Source organism: Chryseobacterium viscerum, from assembly GCF_002899945.2.
In the GTDB taxonomy this organism is placed as follows: Bacteria; Bacteroidota; Bacteroidia; order Flavobacteriales; family Weeksellaceae; genus Chryseobacterium; species Chryseobacterium viscerum.
This window is the reverse complement of sequence record NZ_PPEG02000013.1, coordinates 72,868-97,101: the sequence shown is the minus strand read 5'-3', so window position 1 is coordinate 97,101 and position 24,234 is coordinate 72,868. Positions and strand designations below refer to the sequence as shown.

At 38.8% G+C, this 24,234-nt stretch carries 16 protein-coding genes; all 16 read left to right on the top strand.

Annotation, left to right across the window (positions count from 1 at the left end):
* Positions 1-26 precede the first annotated feature (26 nt).
* Positions 27-2,786, top strand: coding sequence for a substrate-binding domain-containing protein (locus tag C1634_RS24610; RefSeq protein ID WP_109739300.1), 2,760 nt, complete (start codon positions 27-29; stop codon positions 2,784-2,786).
* A gap of 536 nt (positions 2,787-3,322) precedes the next feature.
* On the top strand, positions 3,323-4,633 hold the full coding sequence (locus tag C1634_RS24605; protein ID WP_103233202.1) for a sugar porter family MFS transporter: 1,311 nt from the start codon (positions 3,323-3,325) through the stop codon (positions 4,631-4,633).
* A 94-nt stretch (positions 4,634-4,727) separates the two neighbouring features.
* Positions 4,728-6,290, top strand: a complete 1,563-nt coding sequence (locus C1634_RS24600; RefSeq protein ID WP_103233201.1) for a glycoside hydrolase family 32 protein — start codon at positions 4,728-4,730, stop codon at positions 6,288-6,290.
* 10 nt (positions 6,291-6,300) lie between these two features.
* Positions 6,301-9,402 (top strand): SusC/RagA family TonB-linked outer membrane protein, encoded by a 3,102-nt coding sequence (locus C1634_RS24595; protein ID WP_103233200.1) that lies wholly within the window; start codon positions 6,301-6,303, stop codon positions 9,400-9,402.
* A 17-nt stretch (positions 9,403-9,419) separates the two neighbouring features.
* Positions 9,420-11,117: a RagB/SusD family nutrient uptake outer membrane protein gene (locus tag C1634_RS24590; RefSeq protein ID WP_103233199.1), complete on the top strand. Its 1,698-nt coding sequence runs from the start codon at positions 9,420-9,422 to the stop codon at positions 11,115-11,117.
* Between the two features lie 12 nt (positions 11,118-11,129).
* A complete protein-coding gene (locus C1634_RS24585) occupies positions 11,130-12,524 on the top strand; it encodes a DUF4960 domain-containing protein (RefSeq protein ID WP_103233198.1) in 1,395 nt (464 codons plus the stop codon).
* A gap of 11 nt (positions 12,525-12,535) precedes the next feature.
* Positions 12,536-14,077, top strand: coding sequence for a glycoside hydrolase family 32 protein (locus C1634_RS24580; RefSeq protein ID WP_103233197.1), 1,542 nt, complete (start codon positions 12,536-12,538; stop codon positions 14,075-14,077).
* Entirely contained in the window at positions 14,077-14,988 is a 912-nt protein-coding gene (locus C1634_RS24575) for a carbohydrate kinase family protein (protein WP_103233196.1), read from the top strand. The genes C1634_RS24580 and C1634_RS24575 overlap by 1 nt, the downstream gene beginning before the upstream one ends.
* A 696-nt stretch (positions 14,989-15,684) precedes the next feature.
* The gene (locus C1634_RS26370; protein WP_228410159.1) at positions 15,685-15,864 is read left to right on the top strand and encodes a hypothetical protein; all 180 of its coding nucleotides are present in this window, start codon (positions 15,685-15,687) and stop codon (positions 15,862-15,864) included.
* 454 nt (positions 15,865-16,318) lie between these two features.
* A complete protein-coding gene (locus C1634_RS24565; RefSeq protein WP_103233195.1) occupies positions 16,319-16,864 on the top strand; it encodes a peptidoglycan-binding protein LysM in 546 nt (181 codons plus the stop codon).
* Positions 16,865-16,945: 81 nt separating this feature from the next.
* Entirely contained in the window at positions 16,946-17,746 is an 801-nt protein-coding gene (locus C1634_RS24560) for a fimbrial biogenesis chaperone (protein WP_228410158.1), read from the top strand.
* A gap of 9 nt (positions 17,747-17,755) precedes the next feature.
* Positions 17,756-20,002: a hypothetical protein gene (locus tag C1634_RS24555; protein ID WP_228410157.1), complete on the top strand. Its 2,247-nt coding sequence runs from the start codon at positions 17,756-17,758 to the stop codon at positions 20,000-20,002.
* Positions 19,929-20,561, top strand: coding sequence for a hypothetical protein (locus C1634_RS26365; protein ID WP_228410156.1), 633 nt, complete (start codon positions 19,929-19,931; stop codon positions 20,559-20,561). The genes C1634_RS24555 and C1634_RS26365 overlap by 74 nt, the downstream gene beginning before the upstream one ends.
* Before the next feature lie 10 nt (positions 20,562-20,571).
* Complete coding sequence (locus C1634_RS24550) at positions 20,572-22,005, top strand: hypothetical protein (RefSeq protein ID WP_103235060.1); 1,434 nt, start codon at positions 20,572-20,574, stop codon at positions 22,003-22,005.
* Between the two features lie 774 nt (positions 22,006-22,779).
* A complete protein-coding gene (locus C1634_RS24545) occupies positions 22,780-23,514 on the top strand; it encodes a sensor histidine kinase (protein WP_109739299.1) in 735 nt (244 codons plus the stop codon).
* Entirely contained in the window at positions 23,511-24,158 is a 648-nt protein-coding gene (locus C1634_RS24540) for a response regulator (protein WP_228410155.1), read from the top strand. The genes C1634_RS24545 and C1634_RS24540 overlap by 4 nt, the downstream gene beginning before the upstream one ends.
* The last annotated feature ends 76 nt before the right edge of the window (positions 24,159-24,234 follow it).

Here is a 24,234-nt window from a genome sequence, read left to right as displayed (position 1 = left end):
ATTAATATTGTGTTAATATGTTAACAATGAAATTTTTAAAAGTTTTCGGTTTTCCTAAGGCTTATAGAATGTTATTTCTTCTTTTTTTCCTAGTTTTTTTTTCTTGTAAAGAATCTCAGAAAACTTCTGACAAAATTAGTATCGGATTTTCACAAGGTCTGGGAAATCATCCGTGGAGACTGGCAATGAATCATTCTATGGAGATACAGGCATCGCTACATTCCGAAGTAGATCTCAATATACAAAAAGCAGAAAGTTCTGTTAAAAAACAGGTTAAAGATATACAAAAAATGATCGATCGTAGGGTGGATGTGATTATCATCTCACCCATTGATCCCGAATCAGTGGTTCCTGTGGTGGAAAAAGCGGCAGCCAAAAATATTCCCGTTATTTTGCTCGACAGGAAGATCAATTCAGAAAAATATACGACCTACATAGGCGCCGATAACCTGGAGATTGGTAAAGAAGCGGCCAATTATATTCTTTCAGATTCCAAAAATTATAAAAAAATAATCGAAATAAAAGGTGATGACCAATCTTCCCCAACCATAGAAAGAAGTCTGGGCTTTCAGGAAATTATCAAAAACAATCCCAACACAGATCTGATAAAAACATTTAAAGGTCTTCCGGCAGACGCTTTCAGGAGAACGCTGGATTCCTTGGGAAATCAAAGTCTGTACGTTTTTGCTTTTAATGACGAGCTTGCCACCAATGCGTGGCAGGTTGCACGGAATATAGGTTTGGAAAAACAAATCAAATTTATCGGTGTTGACGGACTGAATACAAAAGATGGAGGAATACAAATGGTTCTGGACGGAAAGCTGAGCGCCACTTTATTGTATCCGACTGGTGGAGCAGAAGCCATAGAGACTGCGATTAAGATTCATAATGGTGTTGCTGTGCCGAAACGAATTAAGCTCAGCACAACGATCATTGACCGGATGAATGCGGAAATTATGCGCAATCAGTTTGATAAAATCATCGAACAGCAGGGTGTTATAGAAAATCAGGTACAGGCGGTTAAAAAGCAGATCGAGCTTTACTCTTCACAAAAAGAATTGTTCCGATGGTCTATCATATTGTTGGTATTGATGTTTTGTCTGGTTGCCTATTCGATTTACCTTATTTATGCGATTAAGATAAAAAATAAGCAGCTTACACTTACCAACGAGAGAATTACAATCCAAAGAAACCAGATTGAAACCATCGCCAATGAATTGAAAGACAGCAATGAAGCGAGGGTTAATTTTTTCACGGGATTATCTCATGAATTTAAAACGCCCATCACGCTTATTCTCAGTTCATTGGAATCTTTGATGGATTCCGGTAAAACTAAAGGTACAAAACCATCCTACGAGTTGGAGCTGATCAATAAAAATTCCAACCGATTATTACGACTGGTGGATAACTTACTGGATTTTAGAAAAATAGAAAATCAAACTTTTAACCTAAGAGTTTCCAAGACGAATATTTACGATTTTACTTATGCCGTTTTTCGTGATTTTGAAAATGAAGCTAAGAAAAGAAATATCAAATTCGAAATTCATTCACAAAATAAAAATCTTGAGCTTTATATCGACCGAAACCTGATGGATAAAGTCTATTTCAACCTTTTGTCCAATGCTTTCAAATTTACACCAGATAACGGAAAAATTGAAATTACGATTCAGGAAAATGGCAATCAGGCGGTCATCAGATTTAAAGATAATGGAATCGGCATCCCCGAAAAAGAGATTATCAATGTCTTCGAAGCGTATTTCAAAGGTTCCAACAACCGAAAAAACAGTTCAGGAATTGGGCTTCATCTTAGCAAGCAGTTCATTCAGCTTCATCTTGGGAAGATAGAAGTGAGCTCTTTTCAGGGAACGGAGTTTATCATTAGTCTTTATAAAGGAAACAAACATTTCAACGAAGACCAGATGGTAAAAGAACCCAGTCTCGCAGATGCAGAAAGCTTTGTAAACGATGCTGTTTTTACTGGATTTGAAGGTGAGACTATTACCCAAATGCATGAATCTGATAGGGAACGTTATTCGCTGCTTTTGGTCGAAGATAATTCAGATCTGTCCTTCTTTTTAAGCAAAAAGCTTAAAAATGAGTTTGAGGTAATGGTTTCTGACGGTACGGATGCAATCGATAAGGCTTTGAGTGAAATTCCGGATATTATCGTCTGCGACGTCAATCTTCCGGACAAAAACGGTTTTGAAATCTGTGAAATCCTAAAAAACGACCTTCGGACATCACATATTCCGGTCATTCTTCTGACTGCTTTGGACAATAAAGAATCGTACCTGCAAGGTCTGAAATCCGGGGTTGACCTTTATCTCACAAAACCTTTCAGTTATCCCATTCTGATACAGTCGCTGCGTGCGCTGCTTTACAACCGCGAAAAACTGCGTTATTACTATACAAACAATATTGGCAGGATTGCAGACAGCAAGTCGTTTGGAAGCATAGAGCAAACCTTTGTGAACAATCTGAATCAACTGATCAAAACCAATATCGACAATCCCGATTTTTCAGTAGAAAATCTTGCAGACCTGCTCAATATTTCCAGAATTCAGCTTTATAGAAAGATAAAAGCAATGTTTGATGTGAACGTGAGCGATTATATCAACAATTTCCGTCTGGAACAGGCCAAATCAATGCTGCAAAATCCTGAACTGACGATTTCAGAGATTGCATACAAAACCGGGTTTTCTTCCCCGAATTATTTCTCCACTGTTTTTAAAAATAAGTTTGGCATATCCCCGAATGTGTTTAGAAAATCGGCAGGGAAAGAGTGATAAAAACATACAATCAAATGATCACCTATTTGAATGTAATAGTGTAATAACAAATCTATAGGTAAGATTAATTTTCACATCTACTATGTACCATATTCAGCAGCAGCACATCAAACTGCTGCTTTTTTTATGACACTTTTTCAACAATGCACCTTCATTCGGACGAGTAAAGAGCTTCCGCATGATTGATGATCGTACTTGTACATAGTACGGATTACCCCTATATGAAGTTCCTAAAAGTTTCTGACTCAAATACCATACACCTTGATTCGTTTTTCGGTTAACATTTTCATAACACTACTTGTTCCTGAATTTTGAATACACCAAAATGCACGTAACATTTTTATAAAACCATGTTACATGTTTGTAACCTGATAAAATAGTAATAAAATTAATTTTTAATAAATTATTGATTTTCAGTTGATTAATTTTATTTAACAAATAATTAACCTTGCTGAAATATTTAGTTACATAATTAAACCTTCGGATTGCCGCCCCGGGATATATTAGCCACAAACAAATAAATATTTTAACAGATGAATAAAATTCTTATGTGGTCTATCACGGCAGCTTTGGCAGGATTTCTTTTCGGATTTGATGTAGTTGTGATTTCAGGCGCAGACAAAAAATTGCAGACACTCTGGAACAGCTCAGATGCGTTTCACGGAGCGGTTGTGATGGGGATGGCCTTATGGGGTACCGTAATAGGGGCTATTTTCGGCGGAATCCCGACCAATACATTAGGAAGAAAAAAAACACTCTTGATCATTGGTGTCTTATATGCGTTTTCTGCCATAGGAACGGCACTTTCCAATGATCCTTATCTGTTTGCATTTTTCAGGTTTATGGGCGGTTTAGGTGTTGGTGCTTCTACAATTGCTGCACCGGCATATATATCAGAGATTGCGCCTGCAAAAGACCGTGGCAAAATGGTTTCCCTGTATCAGTTCAATATTGTTCTGGGGATTTTAATTGCATTTCTGTCAAATTATTTATTAAGCGGTATTGGCGACAACGACTGGAGATGGATGCTTGGTGTACAGGCAATTCCCGCAGCTATTTATACATTATGTGTGCTTACCATTCCGGAAAGCCCGAGATGGCTGGTTTCCCATTCCAGAATAGAAGAAGCGAAAAAAGTAATGAAAATCCTGAGTCCGGATCAGGATTCAGACACCTTGATCACTCAGATGGAAGATGACCACGCCGAATCGCCAAAGGAAAATATCTTTATGAAAAAATATCGTTTTCCTTTGATGTTGGCTTTTCTCGTAGCCTTCTTCAATCAGATGTCCGGGATCAACGCATTTTTGTATTACGCACCAAGGATTTTTGGTGAAGCAGGTTTGGGCGAGAAAACAGCACTGCTCAGCAGTATTGGGATTGGTGTTGTGAATATGGTTTTCACTTTGGTTGGAGTCAATCTGATTGATAAAGTGGGGAGAAGAACACTGATGTATTTGGGTTCCGTAGGGTATATCATTTCTCTGGGATTGGTTTCTATGGCGTTTTATTTCCATTGGTCGGGATTGGCGATTCCAATTTTCCTGTTCCTCTTCATTGCTTCTCACGCTATTGGTCAGGGAACCGTGATTTGGGTATTTATTTCGGAGATTTTTCCGAATCATCTGCGGGCATCGGGGCAGGCTTTCGGAAGTTCTACACACTGGCTTCTGGCAGCGATCATTCCATCACTGATTCCTACATTGTTTTCTACTATCGGAGCAGGGACCGTGTTTTTAGTCTTTACTGTTGCAATGGTATTCCAATTATTATTCGTGATGTTTATGATGCCTGAAACAAAGGGTATATCACTGGAAAAATTAAGCAAAACACTGACGAAATAGAGGGGCAAATCAATATAATCATGGCGGAGAACACCGCAATAAATTGAATAATGTGTTTTTAAATAATTCAAAAAATTCCTATTAAATAATCATAATGAAGAAAATCATATCAACTTTAATCATCGCTTCCACGTTTTATTCCGGGCTCAACGCACAGTCAGATTCGAAAACGCCTGAAGAACAACTTTACAGACCTAACTATCACTTTACGCCTCAAAAAGGCTGGATGAATGATCCGAACGGACTGTTTTATCTCAACGGAACTTATCATTTATTTTTCCAGTATACACCATTTCAGAGTGTGCCGGATTTTGGCAGGATGCATTGGGGGCACGCCATTAGTAAAGATCTTATAAAATGGGAACAACTGGATCCTGCTATTGCCTATGACGAGAAGGGAGCAATATTCTCAGGAAGTGCAGTTGTGGATAAGGATAATACATCCGGGTTTGGTGATGGCAAGAATATTCCTATAGTAGCAATTTTTACATACCACGATATGAAGAAAGAAAAAGCCGGAGAAATTGATACGCAGTCTCAGGCAATCGCTTATTCTTTGGATCATGGAAAAACCTGGACCAAATACAGTAACAATCCGGTATTGAAAAATCCGGGGATCAAAGATTTCCGGGATCCGAAAGTGTTTTGGGATGCCAAAAGAAAACAGTGGGTAATGGGATTGGCGGTACAGGACAGGCAGCATTTTTATGCCTCAAAAAACCTGAAAGACTGGACCTTCCTTTCTGAATTTGGTAAAGATTTCGGCGGACACGGTGGGGTTTGGGAATGTCCGGATCTCTTCCCGATAAAGGTAGAAGGAACCAATGAAGAAAAATGGGTGCTTATCGTTAACATCAATCCGGGTGGACCGAATGGAGGTTCTGCTGCCCAGTATTTTGTAGGAGATTTTGACGGAAAAACCTTTAAAATGGATGATCTTTTTACAAAACAGCTTAAAAAAGAAAAAGTAGTATGGCTGGATTGGGGACGCGATAATTATGCGAGTGTCTCTTTTGATAACGTTCCGGATCACAAAAGAGTAATAATAGGCTGGATGTCAAACTGGGACTATTCACAGGATGTGCCTACAGGAAAATGGAGAGGAAGTTCCACTATTCCCCGTGAAGTAACATTGAAAAGGACCAAAGAAGGCTATACTCTGAAAAACATTCCCGTTTCCCAGCTTAAAAATTACGAAGGAAAGGCCGTTACAAAAGAAGTTAAGCTTGTTTCGGATAAAAAACTCATCAGCAAAGGAGAAATAGATCTTTCCAAAGCAGTTATCGATGTTGATTTCCAGAAAATGACCAAAGGAGTTTACACTTTTGCTTTGAAAAATTCATTGGGAGAACGTGTGATTTTCGGAATTGATAATAACAAGCAGGAACTGTTTATTGACCGTACCCAATCCGGGAAAACCGATTTTAAGAACAATTTTGCAGACAGGATTTCAAAAGCACCATTAGCAAAAAACCACCAAAATGCAACGTTCAAAATTGTATTGGATAAAACTTCCATCGAAATTTTCTTCAATGACGGTGAAAAGGTAATGACCGAAATCTTCTTCCCTAATGAAAGCTTTTCGGAGCTGAGCTTATCCACAGATACCAAAGGAAGTACCGTGAACTTCACTGCTCATCAGATTAATATCAAATAAAAACTATAGTATGAAGAAATACAAAATAGCCATCGCCTTTTGCCTTCTGCCTTTTTCGTATGTATTTGCGCAGGAAATCATTAAAGGTAAAGTAGTTTCCTCAAATCAGAAACCGTTAAGCGGAGTTATCGTAACCGTTTCGGAAACCGGAGCCAATACCACTACAGACAGCAGCGGTGCATTTCAGATCAATGACCTGCAAAAAGGAAACACTTTAGTTTTCACGTATCCGGATTATTCCACCCGTGAAGTGGTGGTGGATGAAAAAACAGTTCTTAACATCGTTTTAGCTGCAGAGAAAATAAAAAGCATAGATGAGGTGATCGTAACCGGATATACCAAGCAGAAAAAAGCAGATATTACCGGTGCTGTTTCTGTGGTAGATATGAAAGACCTGAACAAGCAGACCGAACCCAATCCGATCAAATCTTTGCAGGGAAGGGTAGCGGGTGTTAACATTACAGCCGATGGATCTCCTTCCGGCAGTAATACAAAAGTGCTGATTCGCGGGGTTGGAACGCTGAACAATACAGATCCGCTGTATGTAATAGACGGTGTTCCCACAAAAGCCGGAATGCACGAGCTTAATCCAAGTGATATCGAAACAATGCAGGTGCTGAAAGATGCTTCTTCGGCAAGTATCTACGGTTCCAGGGCTGCCAATGGTGTGATCATTATCACCACCAAAAAAGGAAAAAAAGGGAAGATGAGAATCGACCTCAATTATTATACGGCATATTCACAATATGCAAAGAAAACAGAAGTTCTGAATGCAAAACAATTCGGACAGGTACTTTGGCAGGCCAATATCAATGACGGGCTGAACCCGAATAATAACAATCTGAGCTACAGTTTTGACTGGGGGGTGCAGAACGGTATTCCGACTTTATACAACAGCTATGTTCCGGAATATCTGGATGCGGGAAAAACCATTAAGTCAGCCAATACCAACTGGTACGATGAGGTTTCGCAGACTGGGGTTGCCAATTCGCTGGATTTTTCTGCTTCGAGTGCTTCAGAAAAGGGTTCTTACTACTTCTCTCTGGGATATTATGACAATGATGGAATTGTAAAACTTACCAATTTCAAAAGACTGTCTGCCCGTGTCAATACCTCGTATAACTTTTTCGACGGAAAGCTGAAAATCGGGGAAAATTTCACCTTCAATAAAACCAATGAGCTGATGGATCCTGGCGTTCTGGATCCTGCTTTACGTGCTTTGCCCATCATTCCGGTTCATACTGTAGACGGAATCGGGTGGGGCGGACCAGTTGGCGGAATGAATGACAGACAAAACCCTGTCAGACTTTTGGAATACAATAAAGACAATGGCTACCAATACCAAAGATTCTTTGGAAATGTTTATGCCGAATTACAGCCTGTTAAAAATTTGACCTTAAAATCAAGCTTCGGAATAGATCTTTCTAATTATTACAAAAGAATGCTACAGAGAAGCTATGTTTCGGGGTATCTGCAAAACAAAACCAATGCAGTGAACATCGACCAGTCAGACACCGAGAAATGGACCTGGTCCAATACCGCACAATACACCGCAAAAGCAGGAAAACACCATTTTGATGTGTTGGGCGGAATGGAAATGTACAAGGATACGTTTAAAAATACCTGGCTGAGAAAAGAAGGATTCCTGATAGAAACACCGGATTATATGTATCCCGATGCGGGAACAGGAGATGCTTTCAACGGTGGAAGCTCCACCTATTACAGCCTGTTGTCCTACTTCGGGAAATTCTCTTACGACTATGACAACCGTTACCTTTTCTCTGCAACAATGCGTTATGACGGGTCTTCAAGATTCGGTAAAAATAACCGTTTCGGAACTTTCCCTGCATTCTCGGCAGGATGGAGAATCAATAAAGAACATTTTGCAGAACAGCTGATTCCATTCTTCTCAGATTTGCGATTAAGAGCAGGTTGGGGACAGACCGGGAACCAGGAAATCAGCAATTCGGCGGTGTATTCACTGTATATAGCAAACTATGCAGGAGGAAATCCAACGTGGGCAACATCTTACGGTACGGCTTACGATATTTCCGGTGTCGGAAGCGGCTTACTGCCATCAGGATTTATTGCAACTCAGACAAAAAATGACGACCTGAGATGGGAAACCACCACACAAACCAATCTCGGTCTGGATTTCGGATTCTTTAATCAAAAACTGACAGGTAGTGTTGATGTTTATAAAAAAGCAACAAAAGACATCCTGGTATTACCGCCTTATCTTGGGGTGATCGGAGAAGGAGGAGATCGATGGATTAATGGTGCATCTATGGAGAATAAAGGGATTGAAGTTGCATTATCCTATCAGAATGAAACTGCAGGTGGTTTCCGCTACGAAGTTTCAGGGAACATCTCAATGAACCGCAACAAAATTACTGCACTTCCTCAATCCGTTATCAACAATTATGGTGGAAACGGAACTACGGATAATATTCTGGGACGTTCTGTTAACTCAATGTACGGGTATGTTGCCGACGGGCTTTTCAGGACTCAGGCGGAGGTGGATCATTCTGCAAGCCAGTCAGGTAAAGGCTTGGGAAGAATCCGCTATGCAGATTTAAACGGTGATGGAATAATTGACGATAAAGATAGAACGTGGATTGGCAATCCGAATCCGGGATTTATGTATGGTATCAACCTCAACTTTTCCTATAAAAACTTTGATCTTTCAACATTCTGGCAGGGCATCAGTGATGTAGATGTCATCAATTCAAAAAAATACCAGACTGATTTCTGGAGCGTGGATGATGTAGGTTCCAATAAAGGGACAAGGCTGCTGAATGCATGGTCTCCGCAGAACCCCAATTCGGATATTCCTGCGCTTACAACAGTGGACAGCAATGCAGAATCCAGATTCTCATCGTATTATGTGGAAAGCGGAAGTTATCTGAAGCTGAGGGTTTTACAGTTGGGCTATACCTTTCCGAAATCTTTAACGGAGCATTATAATATTGCTAATTTCAGGATGTATGCAAGTGTTCAGAATCTTTGGACGATAAAATCGAAAAGCTTTACAGGAATAGATCCTGAAACGCCGGCATTCGGCTACCCGCTACCGCTGACGTTTAATTTTGGAGTTAATTTTTCCCTATAATTTTTAAATAATAAAAAATGAAAAAGAATATACTTTTAACAATAGCTTTTGCTTTTTTGCTGGGAACTACTTCCTGCAACGATTTTCTGGACAATGAGCCGAGAGGTGTTCTGTCGGAAGCCGATGTGGTAACCCCTCAGAATGTGGATGGTTTTGTGGTTGCAGCGTATGCATCTCTTGGAAACGACCATTATGATACCCCTTTCAGTCTCTGGCCTTATGGAAACGTGCGTTCTGATGATGCGTACAAAGGAGGAAGCGGAACCAATGATATCCAGACCTTTCACTTTTTTGAGATTTCAAACAATATCCGTTCGGATTTTGGTGAGTTAGACAGATTATGGTATCTCAATTATGTAGGGATTTCCAGATGTAACAAAGCGATTGCCGCACTTAAGCAGCTTTCAGATTCCGAATATCCGAACAAGCAAAAGCGGATCGCTGAAATGAGTTTCGTAAGAGGACATTACTACTTTTTACTGAAAACGTTATTTAAATACGTGCCTTATGTGGATGAAAATACACCCATTGATGATTATCCGAAAATTTCTAACAGGGCAAAGACAGACCAGCAGTTATGGGAGGCTATCGCCTCTAATTTTGAATTCGCAGCTGCTAATCTACCCGCAACACAGTCGGAAGTCGGAAGACCAAAGAAAAGCGCTGCTTATGCTTATCTTGCTAAAGTAAGGTTGTATCAGGCGTATGAGCAGGATGACAACTATACGGTAACGCAGGTAAATCCGGTTACGCTTCAGAAATCTATTGATGCTGCCAATCAGGTGATCGGAAATTACACTTTGGAGCCGGATTTTGGATATAATTTCCTGCCGGGAGCACATGAGAACGGCCCGGAGGCGGTCTTTTCCATTCAATATTCTGCCAATGACGGAACACTTTTCGGAAGGCTCAATTACGGTGATATGCTTTCTCTGCCGCAAGGTCTGGGATGCTGTGATTTTCATAAGCCAAGCCAGAATCTGGTGAACGCATTCAAAACGACAGCGCAGGGATTACCGATGTTCGATACTTTTAACGATGTGGATCTTAATTATAATCAACTAAACAGTTACAAAGTAGATCCTAGATTATATCACACCGTTGCCCTGCCCGGACTGCCATGGAAATACGAAGAAAACAAAATCTTTCAGGAAAGCTGGAGCAGAAGTCCCGGAACTTATGGGTATTATTCTTCATTAAAGGAAAATGTACCTGTAGGATGTGGCTGTACCGTAAATGTAGATCCTTTCTACGGAAATTCCAAAAACAGAATCATCATAAGATATTCCGATGTTTTGCTGATGAAAGCCGAAGCCTTAATTGAACTCGGACAACTCAACGAAGCATTGCCATTAATTAATCAGGTAAGACAGCGTGCTGCGAACAGTACGGTTTTGACAGGAAGTTATACCTCCAACAATCTGATCAGCAAATATGAGCCGGGCGTGAACTGTACCTGGAACCAGGATTTTGCAAGAAAAGCGTTGCGATGGGAGAGAAGAATGGAGTTTGCCATGGAAGGAAGCCGTTTCTTTGACCTCGTGAGATGGGGCGTTACCGCAGGAACTATGAACAGCTATTATTCTGTTGAGAAAACCAAAAGATCTTACTATTCGCAGGCGGGGTTTGACCACGGAATTGAAGAATACTGTCCGATTCCTTTAGCTCAAATTAATTTCAGCCAGGGACTGTACAAGCAAAACAACGGATACTAAAAAAAGATACGAATGAAAACGATATTCAAAAAAACTCATATTATCATCATTCTACTGATGTCTGCGGCCTTTATCTGGTCTTGCGACAGTCAGATGGAAGATGGTCTTGTTACGAATGTTTCAGTCAATATTTCTTCTTTCAGGGTGAACGGTGTTTCTGGGGAAATTGATCATAAGAATGATAAAATCACCCTCACGCTTCCTTATGGAACAAGTGTTAAGACATTAGCTCCAGTTATTGAAATTCCTCAGGGTGCCGTAGTTTCGCCGGGATCAGGAGCAACGATTGATTTTTCACAGCCGGTTAAATTCAAAGTGAAAAATGGAAATATCTACAAAGATTATCAGGTAACTGTAAAAGCTCAGGATCCAATTCTCAGCTTTAAGATCAACGGATTATCGGCTACCATCAATAATTCGGGCAAAACCATTTCTCTTACAATGCCGGAAGGAACCAATCTTACCGCATTGCAGCCCGTAATTGAAACCGGAAATGGCGTCAGCATCAATCCTGCATCGGGAACAACTCTTAACTTTACCAGCCCGGTTTCGTTTACTGTTTCTAATGGCAGTCTTACGGAAGTGTATACGGCTAAGGTAACAACGCCTGTTTCCGGACCTTCCGTTGCATTCCTTGGAACTGCTGCTACAAGAACAGGATTGACAAATCCGGATGAGATTGCAGCTTCTGACTGGCTTTTCGGGAAATTTTCAGGGGCAGTGTATGTTTCGGTTACTGATGTTGCAAGTGGCGTGGCAAACCTCAACAATATTGACGTGATCTGGTGGCATTTCGATTCTGCGACCACTTTACCGGCAGATGCGATGAGCCAGAATATGATTTCTAAAATCAAGACGTATCTGAATGGCGGGGGAAATATTTTGCTTACAAGCTTTGCGGCGCAATATGTTGACGCATTGGGAATAGTTCCTGCAGGAAAAGGACCGAATAATGTTTTCGGAGATTTTCTTCCGAACGGATTTATAGATATAGGAAGTGATTGGGGAATCTCTTTCAAAGGATATGAGAATCATCCTGTTTTCGATGGTCTTCAGACGTACGAATCTGGGAAAGCCAATCTGCTTGAGAAAGGTACATTCCGTCTGAATCATACAGCCTGGTGGTTCCTTCCGGATTGGGGTGGATATGTAAATGGTGCGGGGTGGAGAAATCAGACGGGCGGTAATAACCTTGCCAGTGAAGCCTGGGACAATACTTTGGACGGACGTGTAGCTATCGCTGAATTTCCTGGCGGAACGGCCAACAAAAAATGTATGGTTATCTGTACGGGTGCTTACGACTGGTACAATGAAACCGTAAACGGGAATGCTAGCCAGCCCAATTCGTTTCAGGATAATATCAAAAAGATGACGGAGAACAGTCTCAATTATCTTGTAACCCATTAATATCAGAGCCCATGTCAATTAAAAAAATATATGCAGCAGCCATACTTGCGCTGGTAACATTCTCCTGTCAGAATCACGATTCTGATATGGGGGTGAATCCGGAAGATATTTACAGCAAAACCCATATCTTTCCGCAGCCGCCCAATCAGTGGATGGGAGAGAACAATCCCTATTATACAGAAGGCTATGCAGGCGATGTAATGCCTTATTATGAAAACGGGAAGTTCCTTCTTTTCTTTCTTAACGATGCCAAAACAAAACCCGCAGGAGAAGGATTTCACGATATTCACAGCTTTGAGACCAGCAATTTCACGGATTTTACGTATCAGGGAAGGCAGATTCCTTACGGAACTTCATCAGAAGCTGATTTTGGAGTAGGAACAGGAAGTCTTGTAAAGGTGGGGAACACTTATTATTACTATTATACGGGGCATAATGAAGTAGCTTCGTTCCTTTCAGGTAATCCACGGGAGAGTGTTCTGCTGGCAACAAGTACGGATATGAAAAACTGGACGAAGGTCAAGAATTTTAAAATCACTGCTCCGGTAGGGTATTATGATTATGAATTTCGTGACCCGCATGTGTTCTTTAATTCCGAAGAAGGAAAATACTGGATGCTGGTCTCTGCTCAGACTTCTGATAAAAAAGCAGTCGTACTGAAATTTACGACCACCAATCCGGCAACCGGAAACTGGACCGTAGAAAATCCGATTTATACCACCAGCTCTTCCGAAAATTATATGATGCTGGAATGTCCCGATCTTTTCAAGATGGGCAATTATTGGTATCTTGTTTTTTCTGAAAACTGGAGCAACAATACCGGAACGCATTACCGCATTTCGACTTCACCAAATGAGCCCTGGACAACACCTCAGAATGACCGTCTTGACGGCTCTTATCTGTATGCTGCCAAAACAGTTTCGGATAATACAAACCGCTATCTGGTAGGATGGACGGCAAGAAAAACTCCTGAAAATAATACCGGTGGAAAAGACTGGGCAGGAAATATTGTTGCGCACAGACTGGTTCAGAATTCAGACGGGACACTGGCTGTGAAACCGGTTTCAGGATTAGCATCTGTATTTGGTCAGAATGCAGTGCTGACCGTTGATAAAATCACTGGAAATGCCTCTCAGAATGGAAGTAGCCTTACTTTATCCGCCAATTCTCAGGTTACTTTTTCAAAACTTCAGAAAGCCAATCAGATTACCTTTACATTGAATGCATCTGCTGGAAAAGCAGGAATTATTCTGGCACACGACACCGACGCCGGAAGCGGAGTTAAGATTGCACTTGAACCTGGAAATAACAGAATCGCGGCTTATGTAATGAATTCCGGGTCGGAGGACCTTATGAATTCTTATCCGTTAAGTTCGGTTTCAGGAACATCCTATACTGTAACGGCTTACATAAGCAATGACGTTTGTGTGATCTATATCAATGATAAAATAGCGTTCACCAACAGAATTTATACTATAGTTAATAAAAAATGGAGTATTTTTAGTTCTGCAGAGAGTTCATTCAGTAATATCAATATCAAAAATCCCAATTAATGTTTATCAATAAGAAAATTAAGGTAATAAGTTTCGGAGAGGTACTTTTCGATGTTTTTGGAGAAGAGAAGAAAATTGGCGGAGCGCCTCTCAACCTAGCTCTCAGAACGGCATCGTATGGCTTTCCTGTGGCAATGATCAGTGCAGTAGGAAATGATGAAGATGGAAAAGTAATCCTGGATTACACCAAAGAAAATGCTCTTGAAACCGCCGGAATCATTGTTTCTCCGGAATACGAGACAGGAATTGTTCAGGTCTACTTAAATGAGCGGGGCTCTGCAACGTACGAGATCCGGTTTCCTTCTGCGTGGGATTTTATTAGTGTTGATGAAAAAATAATGGATATCGTAAAAGAGGCCGATGTATTTTTCTATGGAAGTCTTGCCTGCAGAAATGAGGTTTCCCAAAAGACGCTTTTCTCCCTGTTAGATTCCAATGATACAATGTTTAAAGTTTTTGATGTGAATTTAAGAAAGCCTTTTTATACGATTCAACTTCTGCAAAAACTTATGGACAGGGCAGATTTCATCAAATTTAATGATGAGGAAATATTGGAGATTTCTGCCGGGATGAGATTTGAATCAGAAAATCTGGAGTCAAATATCAAGTTTATATCAGAAAAAACAAACACACCGGCAATCTGTGTAACTTTAGGAAAACATGGATCTATCCTGCTATGGAATGATCAATTGTACCGACACGAAGGTTATCCTGTGAAGGTAGCAGATACAGTAGGGGCAGGAGATTCTTTTTTAGCCAGCCTGATTGCGAAACTGCTTTCAGATCAAAATCCAGATGAAGCTCTTAATTTTGCAAGTGCCGTCGGTGCTTTGGTAGCGAGCTATTCCGGTGCAAATCCTAAAATAGAAAGTTCTGAAATAGATAAATTTTTAAAACAGAATGCTTTTTGATTCAATAATTAATCTCCAATATTCTGATAATAAAAGAAAACTCCATAAACAATGGAGTTTTCTTTTATTTAGATTCTATTACAGCATTTATCTTCGGATTTACTTCTTTGCGGGTTAGGATAAATTTATTTGAATAGTAAAAGTATTAACTTGAATACTTGCTATTGCCCAAATAGATGTAAGTGGTGCCATTTGGCTTTAGGTAACCGAGACGACTGTATCTTCAAACACTTTTATAGATGATCTGGTTCGTTTGAGCCAAATTAAACAAGAATTGCAAAGCTCATTTTGAGGTATTTTTTATAGTTAACGTTTATGGCAATTTAGCTGTAAGAATTTAGAATAAATTTTTGGAATTAAAAAATAGTGGACCAGCCAAGAATAATGACATCAGTTATTGGGCCGTTCAACAATTTCCTTAAGTATCATGATAGTGATAATAGTAAAAGATCGTAATAGTAATTAACTCCAGATTGAAATATCCGTAAACTTTATGATGACAGTATGTAGTCAATGATGAAAAAGACTTTGATAATGTGGGATAATGTTATTAGATTTATAATTAGTTCTGAATGACAATATTTATGCACCTCTTTAAATTTATTAGTCATGAAAAAACAAATCTTTATCGTTGCGCTGTCTCTGGGAGTAATCATCTTAGGAACCAAACCGGTTATAACACAAAATTCAGAGTAGGTGAGTACATCATTAAATATTATTTTATCGGATGTTATTGTAATGGACATTGTAGATTTTAATTATGGGAATACAAATGATTATAATTCAGCAAAAAATGTGAACGTTCCCAATCGTTTATTCATAATTTCCTCCAGAAATTTTGATATAAAAGTAAAATCTGAAGGTCACACTTTGTAAGTGGCGCAAACGTAATTCCTGTAAATATATTAAAGTTAAAATTAATACCGGGCGGAAGTGTGGTGGGAACCCTGAATGAGGTCACTTTATCTACAAATGATTAGGTGCTGGTGAATAATGAAGGTTTAGGTAACAAACATTCTTTAAATATTGCCTACTCTATTTCGGCGGAAAATGCATCCAAGGTACTTCTAGGAAAATCGCAGGGAACTTACACACAAAAAATAACTTATATTGCCACCGCATTGTAAGTAAATACCAATTTTTGAATAGAAAGCCCTCGGTACTTTCCAAGTATTGAGGGTTTTTCTATTTAAACCCAAAGAACAATCCTGTAGTTATTTTACTACATGAACTTCCTTTTTCCACTACAAAGAAACTTTTATCACCGTTGTAGATTTGTAATGTTCAAAAGAGAACAATTAAATAAGAATAACAATTAAATAGTATTACCATGACAAAACAAATCATAATCACAGCCTTCACTATTGGAGCAATGATATTAGGAACTAACAATGTTCAAGCGCAAAATACAACCGTAACCACAACCGTAAACATTACCCTTAACGATGTAATTTCTATCGACGCAGGAAGTACTGCAATTGGTGGTACAGTTGCCTTTAACTATTTTACTGCAGCGGACTATAACTCAGATCAGACGATTACTAAAGCCAATTCTTTAAAAGTCACTTCTACGAAGAACTTTAATGTAAGGGTAAAAGCAGGTGGACCGAATTTCGTCAATGGTTCAAACTCAATCCCTGTTGATGTTTTGACTATCAAAGCTGCAGCAGCTCCTGGAAGTATGGGCGGAACAAAAAACGATGTGGTTTTATCTGCAGGAGAAAGAACCTTAGTAGCCAATGCTCCGCTTGGAAGTGCGTTAATACTGAATCTGGACTACACCATTCCAGCGGCAAAATCATCATCTTCTTATATTTTAGGTAAACCTGCCGGAACTTATACACAAACGGTAACTTATACTGCGACTGTTTTATAATAGAATCTTTAGTTTGTAAAGGTTCCTTTTGCTATGTTTTCAGTAGTTTTGGGAATCTTTTATTATTAAACTATTTACACCATGCACAAGTTTATCCTCCTTTTCATTTTCTTTATCCTCAAAGGGTCTTCTTCAATTCTGGCACAAAGTATTTCTATGTCGCCTACACGCTTGTTTTTCACCGGTAATCCGGGAGAAAAAGTAACAAAGACAGTCACACTTCAAAACAGCTCGGATAAGGATTATGTTTTTAACCTCAACTATAAAGATTGGGTTAGAGAAGAAGACGGAAATAAGGTTTATCTTGAAGCAGGCAGTTCAAAAACCTCCAATGCTTCCTGGATATCCACCTTAGAAAACGCTGTAACAGTTCCTGCGAAAAGTACAAAGGAGATTGTAGTAACCATGCAGATTCCGGCAAACGCATCACAGTCTGCCGTTACGAACAGCATGTTGTTTTTTACCCAACTTCCTCAGCAGGCAGATAAGGTAAGTGTTCAGAACGGTATCGGTATTATCACCTTATTTGAAGTGGGACTTCACATTTTTTATACTCCACCGGGAAACCATGTAAAAAGTTTGGATATTACCAATATTTCAGAGGCAAGTAAGGAGAGTACAGCGAACAGAAAAGTCGCAGTAAGCATTCATAATGATGGAAACACTATCAATGATGCCACCGTTGAGTTTGAACTCACGGACACAGACAGTGGTAAGGAAATAAAATTGCCCTCAATTGCTATCTCCATGCTTCCGGATACCAATCAGGTTGTTCAGTTTTCCTTACCAGAGAACATTTCAGGGAACTTCCTTGGCGTGGTTATTATGAAAATGGCAGATTCCAATGACTTACGCGTAGGCGAAAAAAACTTTAAATTTTAAAATTACGTCTTGAAACCACAGAATGGAATATCGTTATCAATCCTAAGAAGAACAATCTTATTTTTTGTAGTTGTTCTTCTGAACTTTTCATTGGTCTTTGCGCAGGAAAAGAAAGATATTCAAATCCATTTTGAAAATGACAGTGTAGCGGTTGAGAAGGGTTCTACTTTTACTAATTTCCTGGTCATTGAGAATAAAAGTTCTGAAGAGATTATTATTCAGAATATCATACCTCAGGAAAACTATCCGGGATTGCTTTTCTATCCCAAAAATGACTTTATCTTAGGTGCGGGACAGTCTAAAAATCTTCCTGTGAAACTGATGGCCAATGTGGATTTTATGAAGCTGAAATCCGATGAGATTCAATTCCAGGTTTCGTACACCACACCAATGGTCACCAGAACTGAAAGTGCCTCGTTCTTCGTTGCTAAAGGCGAGAACAAAAACATCGCAGTTTATACCGCAACATACGAAAATTTCATTAACCCTGCTTTGCCGCAGTCCACAATTCTGCTAACTGTAGAAAACCAAAGTTATAGTAAACGAACCGTTAGGATTGATTTGCAATCCATCCCTGATGGTTTGGAAATTTTGCCAAAACAACAAACTGTATCGCTGGAAGGTTTAGAAAAACAAACGGTTGAGATCAAAATTGCGGTAAGAAAACAGAATATACTTTATCCTGAATTTAATATTAATACAATAGTCACAGACCTGCTTGACAATAAAATTGTGGGAAGCAACACGCTTTACTTCGTTGTTTTATCGCATAACAGACAAATTGCCCGGGGAAACGAGGCGGTGAGCGGAAATAATTTTGCGGAAATGAGCTATAATGAAAACAGTTCACGTCTTAATTTTCTTCAATTGAGGGGAAATACTGCGTTCCGGGTGACTGAGAATTTGAAATCACGCTTCAATATTGGTGCAGATTACTATCTTGAAGACGGCCGTTACAACCTGTATGATACCTGGCTGGAACTGGAGAGAAAAAATACGTTATTACGCGTAGGAAACGTTAATAGCAGCGATTACGATTACCCGGTTTTCGGAAGAGGAGGGAAGATTTATGCCAAATTTGGTAAAAATAATCAGATTGAAATTCTTGCGCTGGAAAATAATTATAATTTGTATGGTACTTATTTCCAACAAACAGAAGGATCTACCATGGTGGGTGCAAAATATGCCTTTGGGAATGTTAAATCTTTCAGTGGGAAAGTGTCCTATATTTTTGACCATGATCCGCGTTTTAATGTAGATACGCAGGTAGCAAACGCGCTAACATCATTTTTAATTAACGATAAACATTCAATCCGTGCGGAAGTGGGTGTGAGCCACGAAAAAGGCCTTTTGAACAAAGATGAAAACGCAGGAGCTTCAATGGGAGCGAATTACGAAGGGAAAATAGGGAAATGGGATATACAATCTTTTAATTCCTTTGCTACTAAAAGTTATGCAGGGATCAAACGGGGATCCTTTTTCTCAAATCAGCGGATCGGCCACCAATTTTCTGCTTCTCAGCGTGCTTTTATACAATATCAGAATTCGCAGGTAGAACCTGAGTTCCTGAGTTTCCAGAATTCGCCAGTCCAGCCTGGTAATACTGCTAATTTGCGTTATTATTTCAACAGTACAGAAGCTTTGCGGTTAGGTTATCAGTTTTCTTTAAGGAAGTGGAATTTTCTACTGTCTCCAAAGGTTGAAAAACAAAAAACAGCTAATTTTTACACATCACAGGAACTTTTTTCTTACCGGCTGGAAGCCAACATCAGTACTACATTAGGAGCACACGGATTGAACCTGACGGCGGAATATTCTTATTCAAAAGAGAATAATAAACCGGACTGGTTCAACAGTTTGAAAACAACTTTATCTTACAGATATAAATCATTCTCCCTCAACGGAACAGCTCAATGGAATGCAACCAGTGTCTTTGATTTAAATTCTTATTATGATGTAACCCGTAATTTCGCCAACTACAATGTATATGCCTCGTATAATTTTCAGATGCTTAACCATAATCTCACCGGATCTTTTTCAGCCGGAACCTTCTATTCGGAACTTTATAAAAATCTAAACAGCAATATCACGTGCAATCTGGAATATAAGATTTCGCCTTCCTGGTCTGCCACAGGTTATTTTAATCTTTCCGGTTATAAATCTACGGCTGAATATGCAAGCAGTGGCAGTTATTATCAGTTCAGAGTGGGGATTAAAAAAATATTTTACCACAGCTACGGCTCTCGGAAATCATAAAGTGGTGTTTCAGTTCTTTGAAGATAAAAATTTTAATGGACTTCTGGAGTCTGGTGAATCGGTACTTGCTAATGAAATTGTAAAACTGGACAATTATGTAGCGATGACAGATAAGAACGGAAAAGTAGTTTTTCAGAATGTACCTGAAGGTACTTACACACTGAAGGTGAACGAAAGTGCGGGTGCCCGATTGATGATGGATCCTGCTATTATGGTACATAACAATATTAACCGCAAAGTGGGCTTGGTGAAAAATATCAGGGTAAGTGGTAAATTAACAGAGATCAAACAAGCCTATGATGTTTTGGAAACGGATGTAACCGGAATAGTGGTGTATGCAAAAAGTGAAGATGGCGTGATCTATACTGCCGTGGTTAACCAAAAAAATGAGTTTGAGTTTTTCCTGAAAGATGGAAAATACAGCCTCTATATTGAAAATGACAAATACAATTATACACAACCTACCCAAACTATTCAGGTGACAAAAGAAGGTTATCCACAAACCGTGGTTTTTGAATATAATAAGAAAGACACCAACATTAAGGTGAAAAAGTTTTAAATTTAAAAGTATGAAAAAGATGAGGGCTTTTCTAATACGAATTTTTATCGCGTTCTGCGGGTCTACAGTCATGAAAGCTCAGGATGTGTACCTGTCGGTTCCTGACAATAATATTTTTAACAGGAGCGAATTTACCTCAGTATCTACAAGGGTAATGACGAACGCCAACAGAACAAACTGGGATTATACCTTTTTGGGATTACTCCCAACAGCTCCTACATTTACCTCTGTTTCCGGACCAACTTTTATTCACTCTTCTTCCTCACTTACGTTACCCAGTTCCACTCTTCTGTGGCAATTAGAAAGTATGGGCGGGCAGCTGCCATCTACTGGATTTTCAGGTTATTTACCAGGTTTTCAGTCATTCAGTACAAGTGCTATAAAATGGTTTGAACCACCATCACTCAGTCTCGCGGGAGGATTCAACCGGGGAAATATCAATTTTACATTTAAAATTTCTGCCTCACAATTTACTGCCAATACCTTCCAGGCGGGGAATTACTCCATGGATATCACTCAGAATTATAATAACTTCACACCCCGGAATTTTAAAACAATTTTAGTCATTCCTTCATCTATGCGATGGATCACAAACTCTTTAACAAAATATATAGAAATATCTTCTTTGAATGACTACCGCAATACCAGCACGCGGGTGTGGGATTTGGGGAATACGGAAATCGCGCATACGGTTGATTTTAATTTTTGGGCGAAGGCTGCTTCCACAAACATTCAGTTCACGTCCTCTAAAGGTTTTTCCGGAACCAGAAATATAGCAAGCATTAAATTGGGTAGTAACGGATCTGCAATCACAACCAAAGCCTTATCTTCCGATTTTCAGAATTTTTCCGCAGCTAATTTTAGTGTTGCAGCGGGAAACAGAAGCAACTTCATTCCGGAGCTTTATGTGTCTGCGGATGATTTTAAAAACTTTTTTTTTGAAGCTGGAACTTACACATTTGAATTGAATCTCAATGCCAGAAGTACAGATAACTCAATTAACAGTTTGCAAAATAAGGCTGTTCAGCTAAAGGTGCTTCCTCTGTCGGAGATCACCATTCCCGGTTCCGGGCGCAATGTAAACTTCAATTTCAATACCGCCGCCCATTACACTGATGGTCAGTCACAAATGATTCCAAATCAAATTATATTGTCCAATAATGAAAATTTTGAGCTCTATGTAAAATCGGACGAAAATTATTTCAAGAAAGGCGGTCTGCAGACCAGCATTAATTCAAATATTTTACAAATTGGTTTGGATGGAAGCTCTGTAAATGTTCCCTTATCCAAAACGCCTCAAAAAATATTCTTTAACGGAACACCGGTTTTGGACCGCGGACTGAACGTAAGATACACCATATCACCTGTGGGTGCCCAAGGTTTGATAGGTAAGGAAAATACCACTTACTCAATCAATGTTTATTATAGCTTTACGGCAATTTAACAATATTTTCTGAAATAAGCTCCTCCTTATCGACCACTTTAATAGGAATAATCAATCGCCGGATCAGTACGATCTTGATAAATTAAAAGCATTAAAAAAAAGTATACCGATGTTTTTGATTTTTTGTGTTTGCGGCCACTAAGATCACCAATTTGGAGCTTTGTACCATGATTATTAGCTTTGAAGGGCAAGTTTAAGTTCTTGCTTCCAGTATTGCATCTTCAATCAGATTCATTCTCAGAACCTTCACTACTTTTGTATGATCAGTCTTCGGTTTATGAACTTAAGAACTCGGCATTTAAATTTCAAAGAAGTTATTCCATTCCGGGGCTTGAGGCGAATTATCGTTCCTTTATATTTATTTGACAGGAAAGAGAAAAATTTAGAAGCTGTTTGAATTAAAATTTATTAGTTAGTCTCCTGATGTTTGCTATAACAATATAAACATTGGTATTTCTTTTTTTTCATCATCTTTGGAGCACATTCATATATTAGGATTCCGGGAGGTGGTTTTCTCAACAATTCAGCACTTTTTATGAATTTCAACTTTTCCCTTTTGTGCGATCCGGATTTTAATAAGATAAATATGGAATTTACTATTTTAAGTAAATCCCATTTGATTTTTTTAACTAATATGATATTTTTTATAACTTGCCAACTCCTGAAGGAAAGGTCTGGATCGGATATTTTTATTCATATTTAAACACTATAAAACTTTCTGCCTTTTCAAAAAAATAATTTCAAAAAGCTTTTATAACCTTTGATACTGAATTTATGAATGATTTTATCAACGAACTGCAATTAAAAATCGAAAGACTGGAAAACGAAATCAATTTCAAGAACGGGCTGATCTCGATATTGTCTCATGACTCAAAAGAATTGTTTGGAGTTTTTCTGTGGCTTATAGAAGAGCTAGAGCAAAAAACTTTAAGTGAGGAAGATTTTTTTAAGTTGTTGCCGCAGGTAAAACTTGATACCTTGAAGAATCTGCAAACGATCCAGGACAGCATTACCTGGATAAAAACACAATACGGAGATTTTAAGATTAAACCCGTTAAAATCATGTTGATGGATCTTTTTCACTATTTAGAAGAAAAATACGCTGCAAAATTAAAAGAAAAAAACATTAAATTTTATTTTAAAGGTGATCACAATGTATTTCTTGCAAGTGATCGTCTGTTGCTCGAATACGTTTTAGACAAAATTTTTAACAATTCGCTAAAATACTCCTTTCCGGATCAAGATATTTATTTACAGGTAATTACGGAAGGTGATCAGATTGTGCTTTCTATCATTGATTTCGGGACAGGAATCAATGAAAAGTATTTATCTGCGATCTACACGTATGATAATCCCATATTCCTGGGAACATCGGGTGAGAAAGGAGTTGGGTTAAGTTTGAAAATTGTAAGAAAATTTATATCCTTGCTGCATGGAAACATACAAATCATTTCCACTGAAAATAAAGGCACTACGGTTTCTCTTTTTTTACGTAAATTTATAGAATGATGGGTTTAAAAGTAAACATTCGCATTGTTGTGGCAGATGATCATGGTATCGTTCGGATGGGTTTGATACAAACAATCAAACGATTCAGACCCAATGCCATAACTTCAGAAGTTGAGGATTATAAATCACTGTACAAATTAATTCTGAAAGAAGAATTTGATCTGGCCATCATGGACGTTAATATGCCTAATGGTACTGTTCAGGAAGCAATAGATTATATAAAAATTCACCAACCTGAATTAAAAATTCTAATATTTTCTTCACAGGATGAAGAGTTGTATGGGATGCGTTATCTAAAAATGGGTGCTGGTGGCTATCTAAGCAAGCTAAGCTCCACTGAAGTAATTGAGACTGCCTTAACGGCGATGCTCAGTAAAGGCAGATATGTCAGTGATAATATAAAAGAATCGATTTTTTTAGAATCATTAACTGGTGTGACAAAAAATTCTCCCTTTGAAGGTCTATCAGACCGCGAATTGCAAATTGCCAATAAGATTGCAGAAGGCCTTCCCCTCAAAGAAATTTCTAATCAACTAAATCTCCATTCATCAACGATCAGCACTTATAAAAACAGGTTGTTTGAGAAGCTGAAAATACGATCCATACCCGAATTGGTGGAGATTCTAAGGCTGTATAATCAGTAAATATTCTATCACAAAAAAGATAATTGTGATCTATTAAAAAAGCAAAGTGAGGCAAATTGTTTTCGCCTAATTGCTA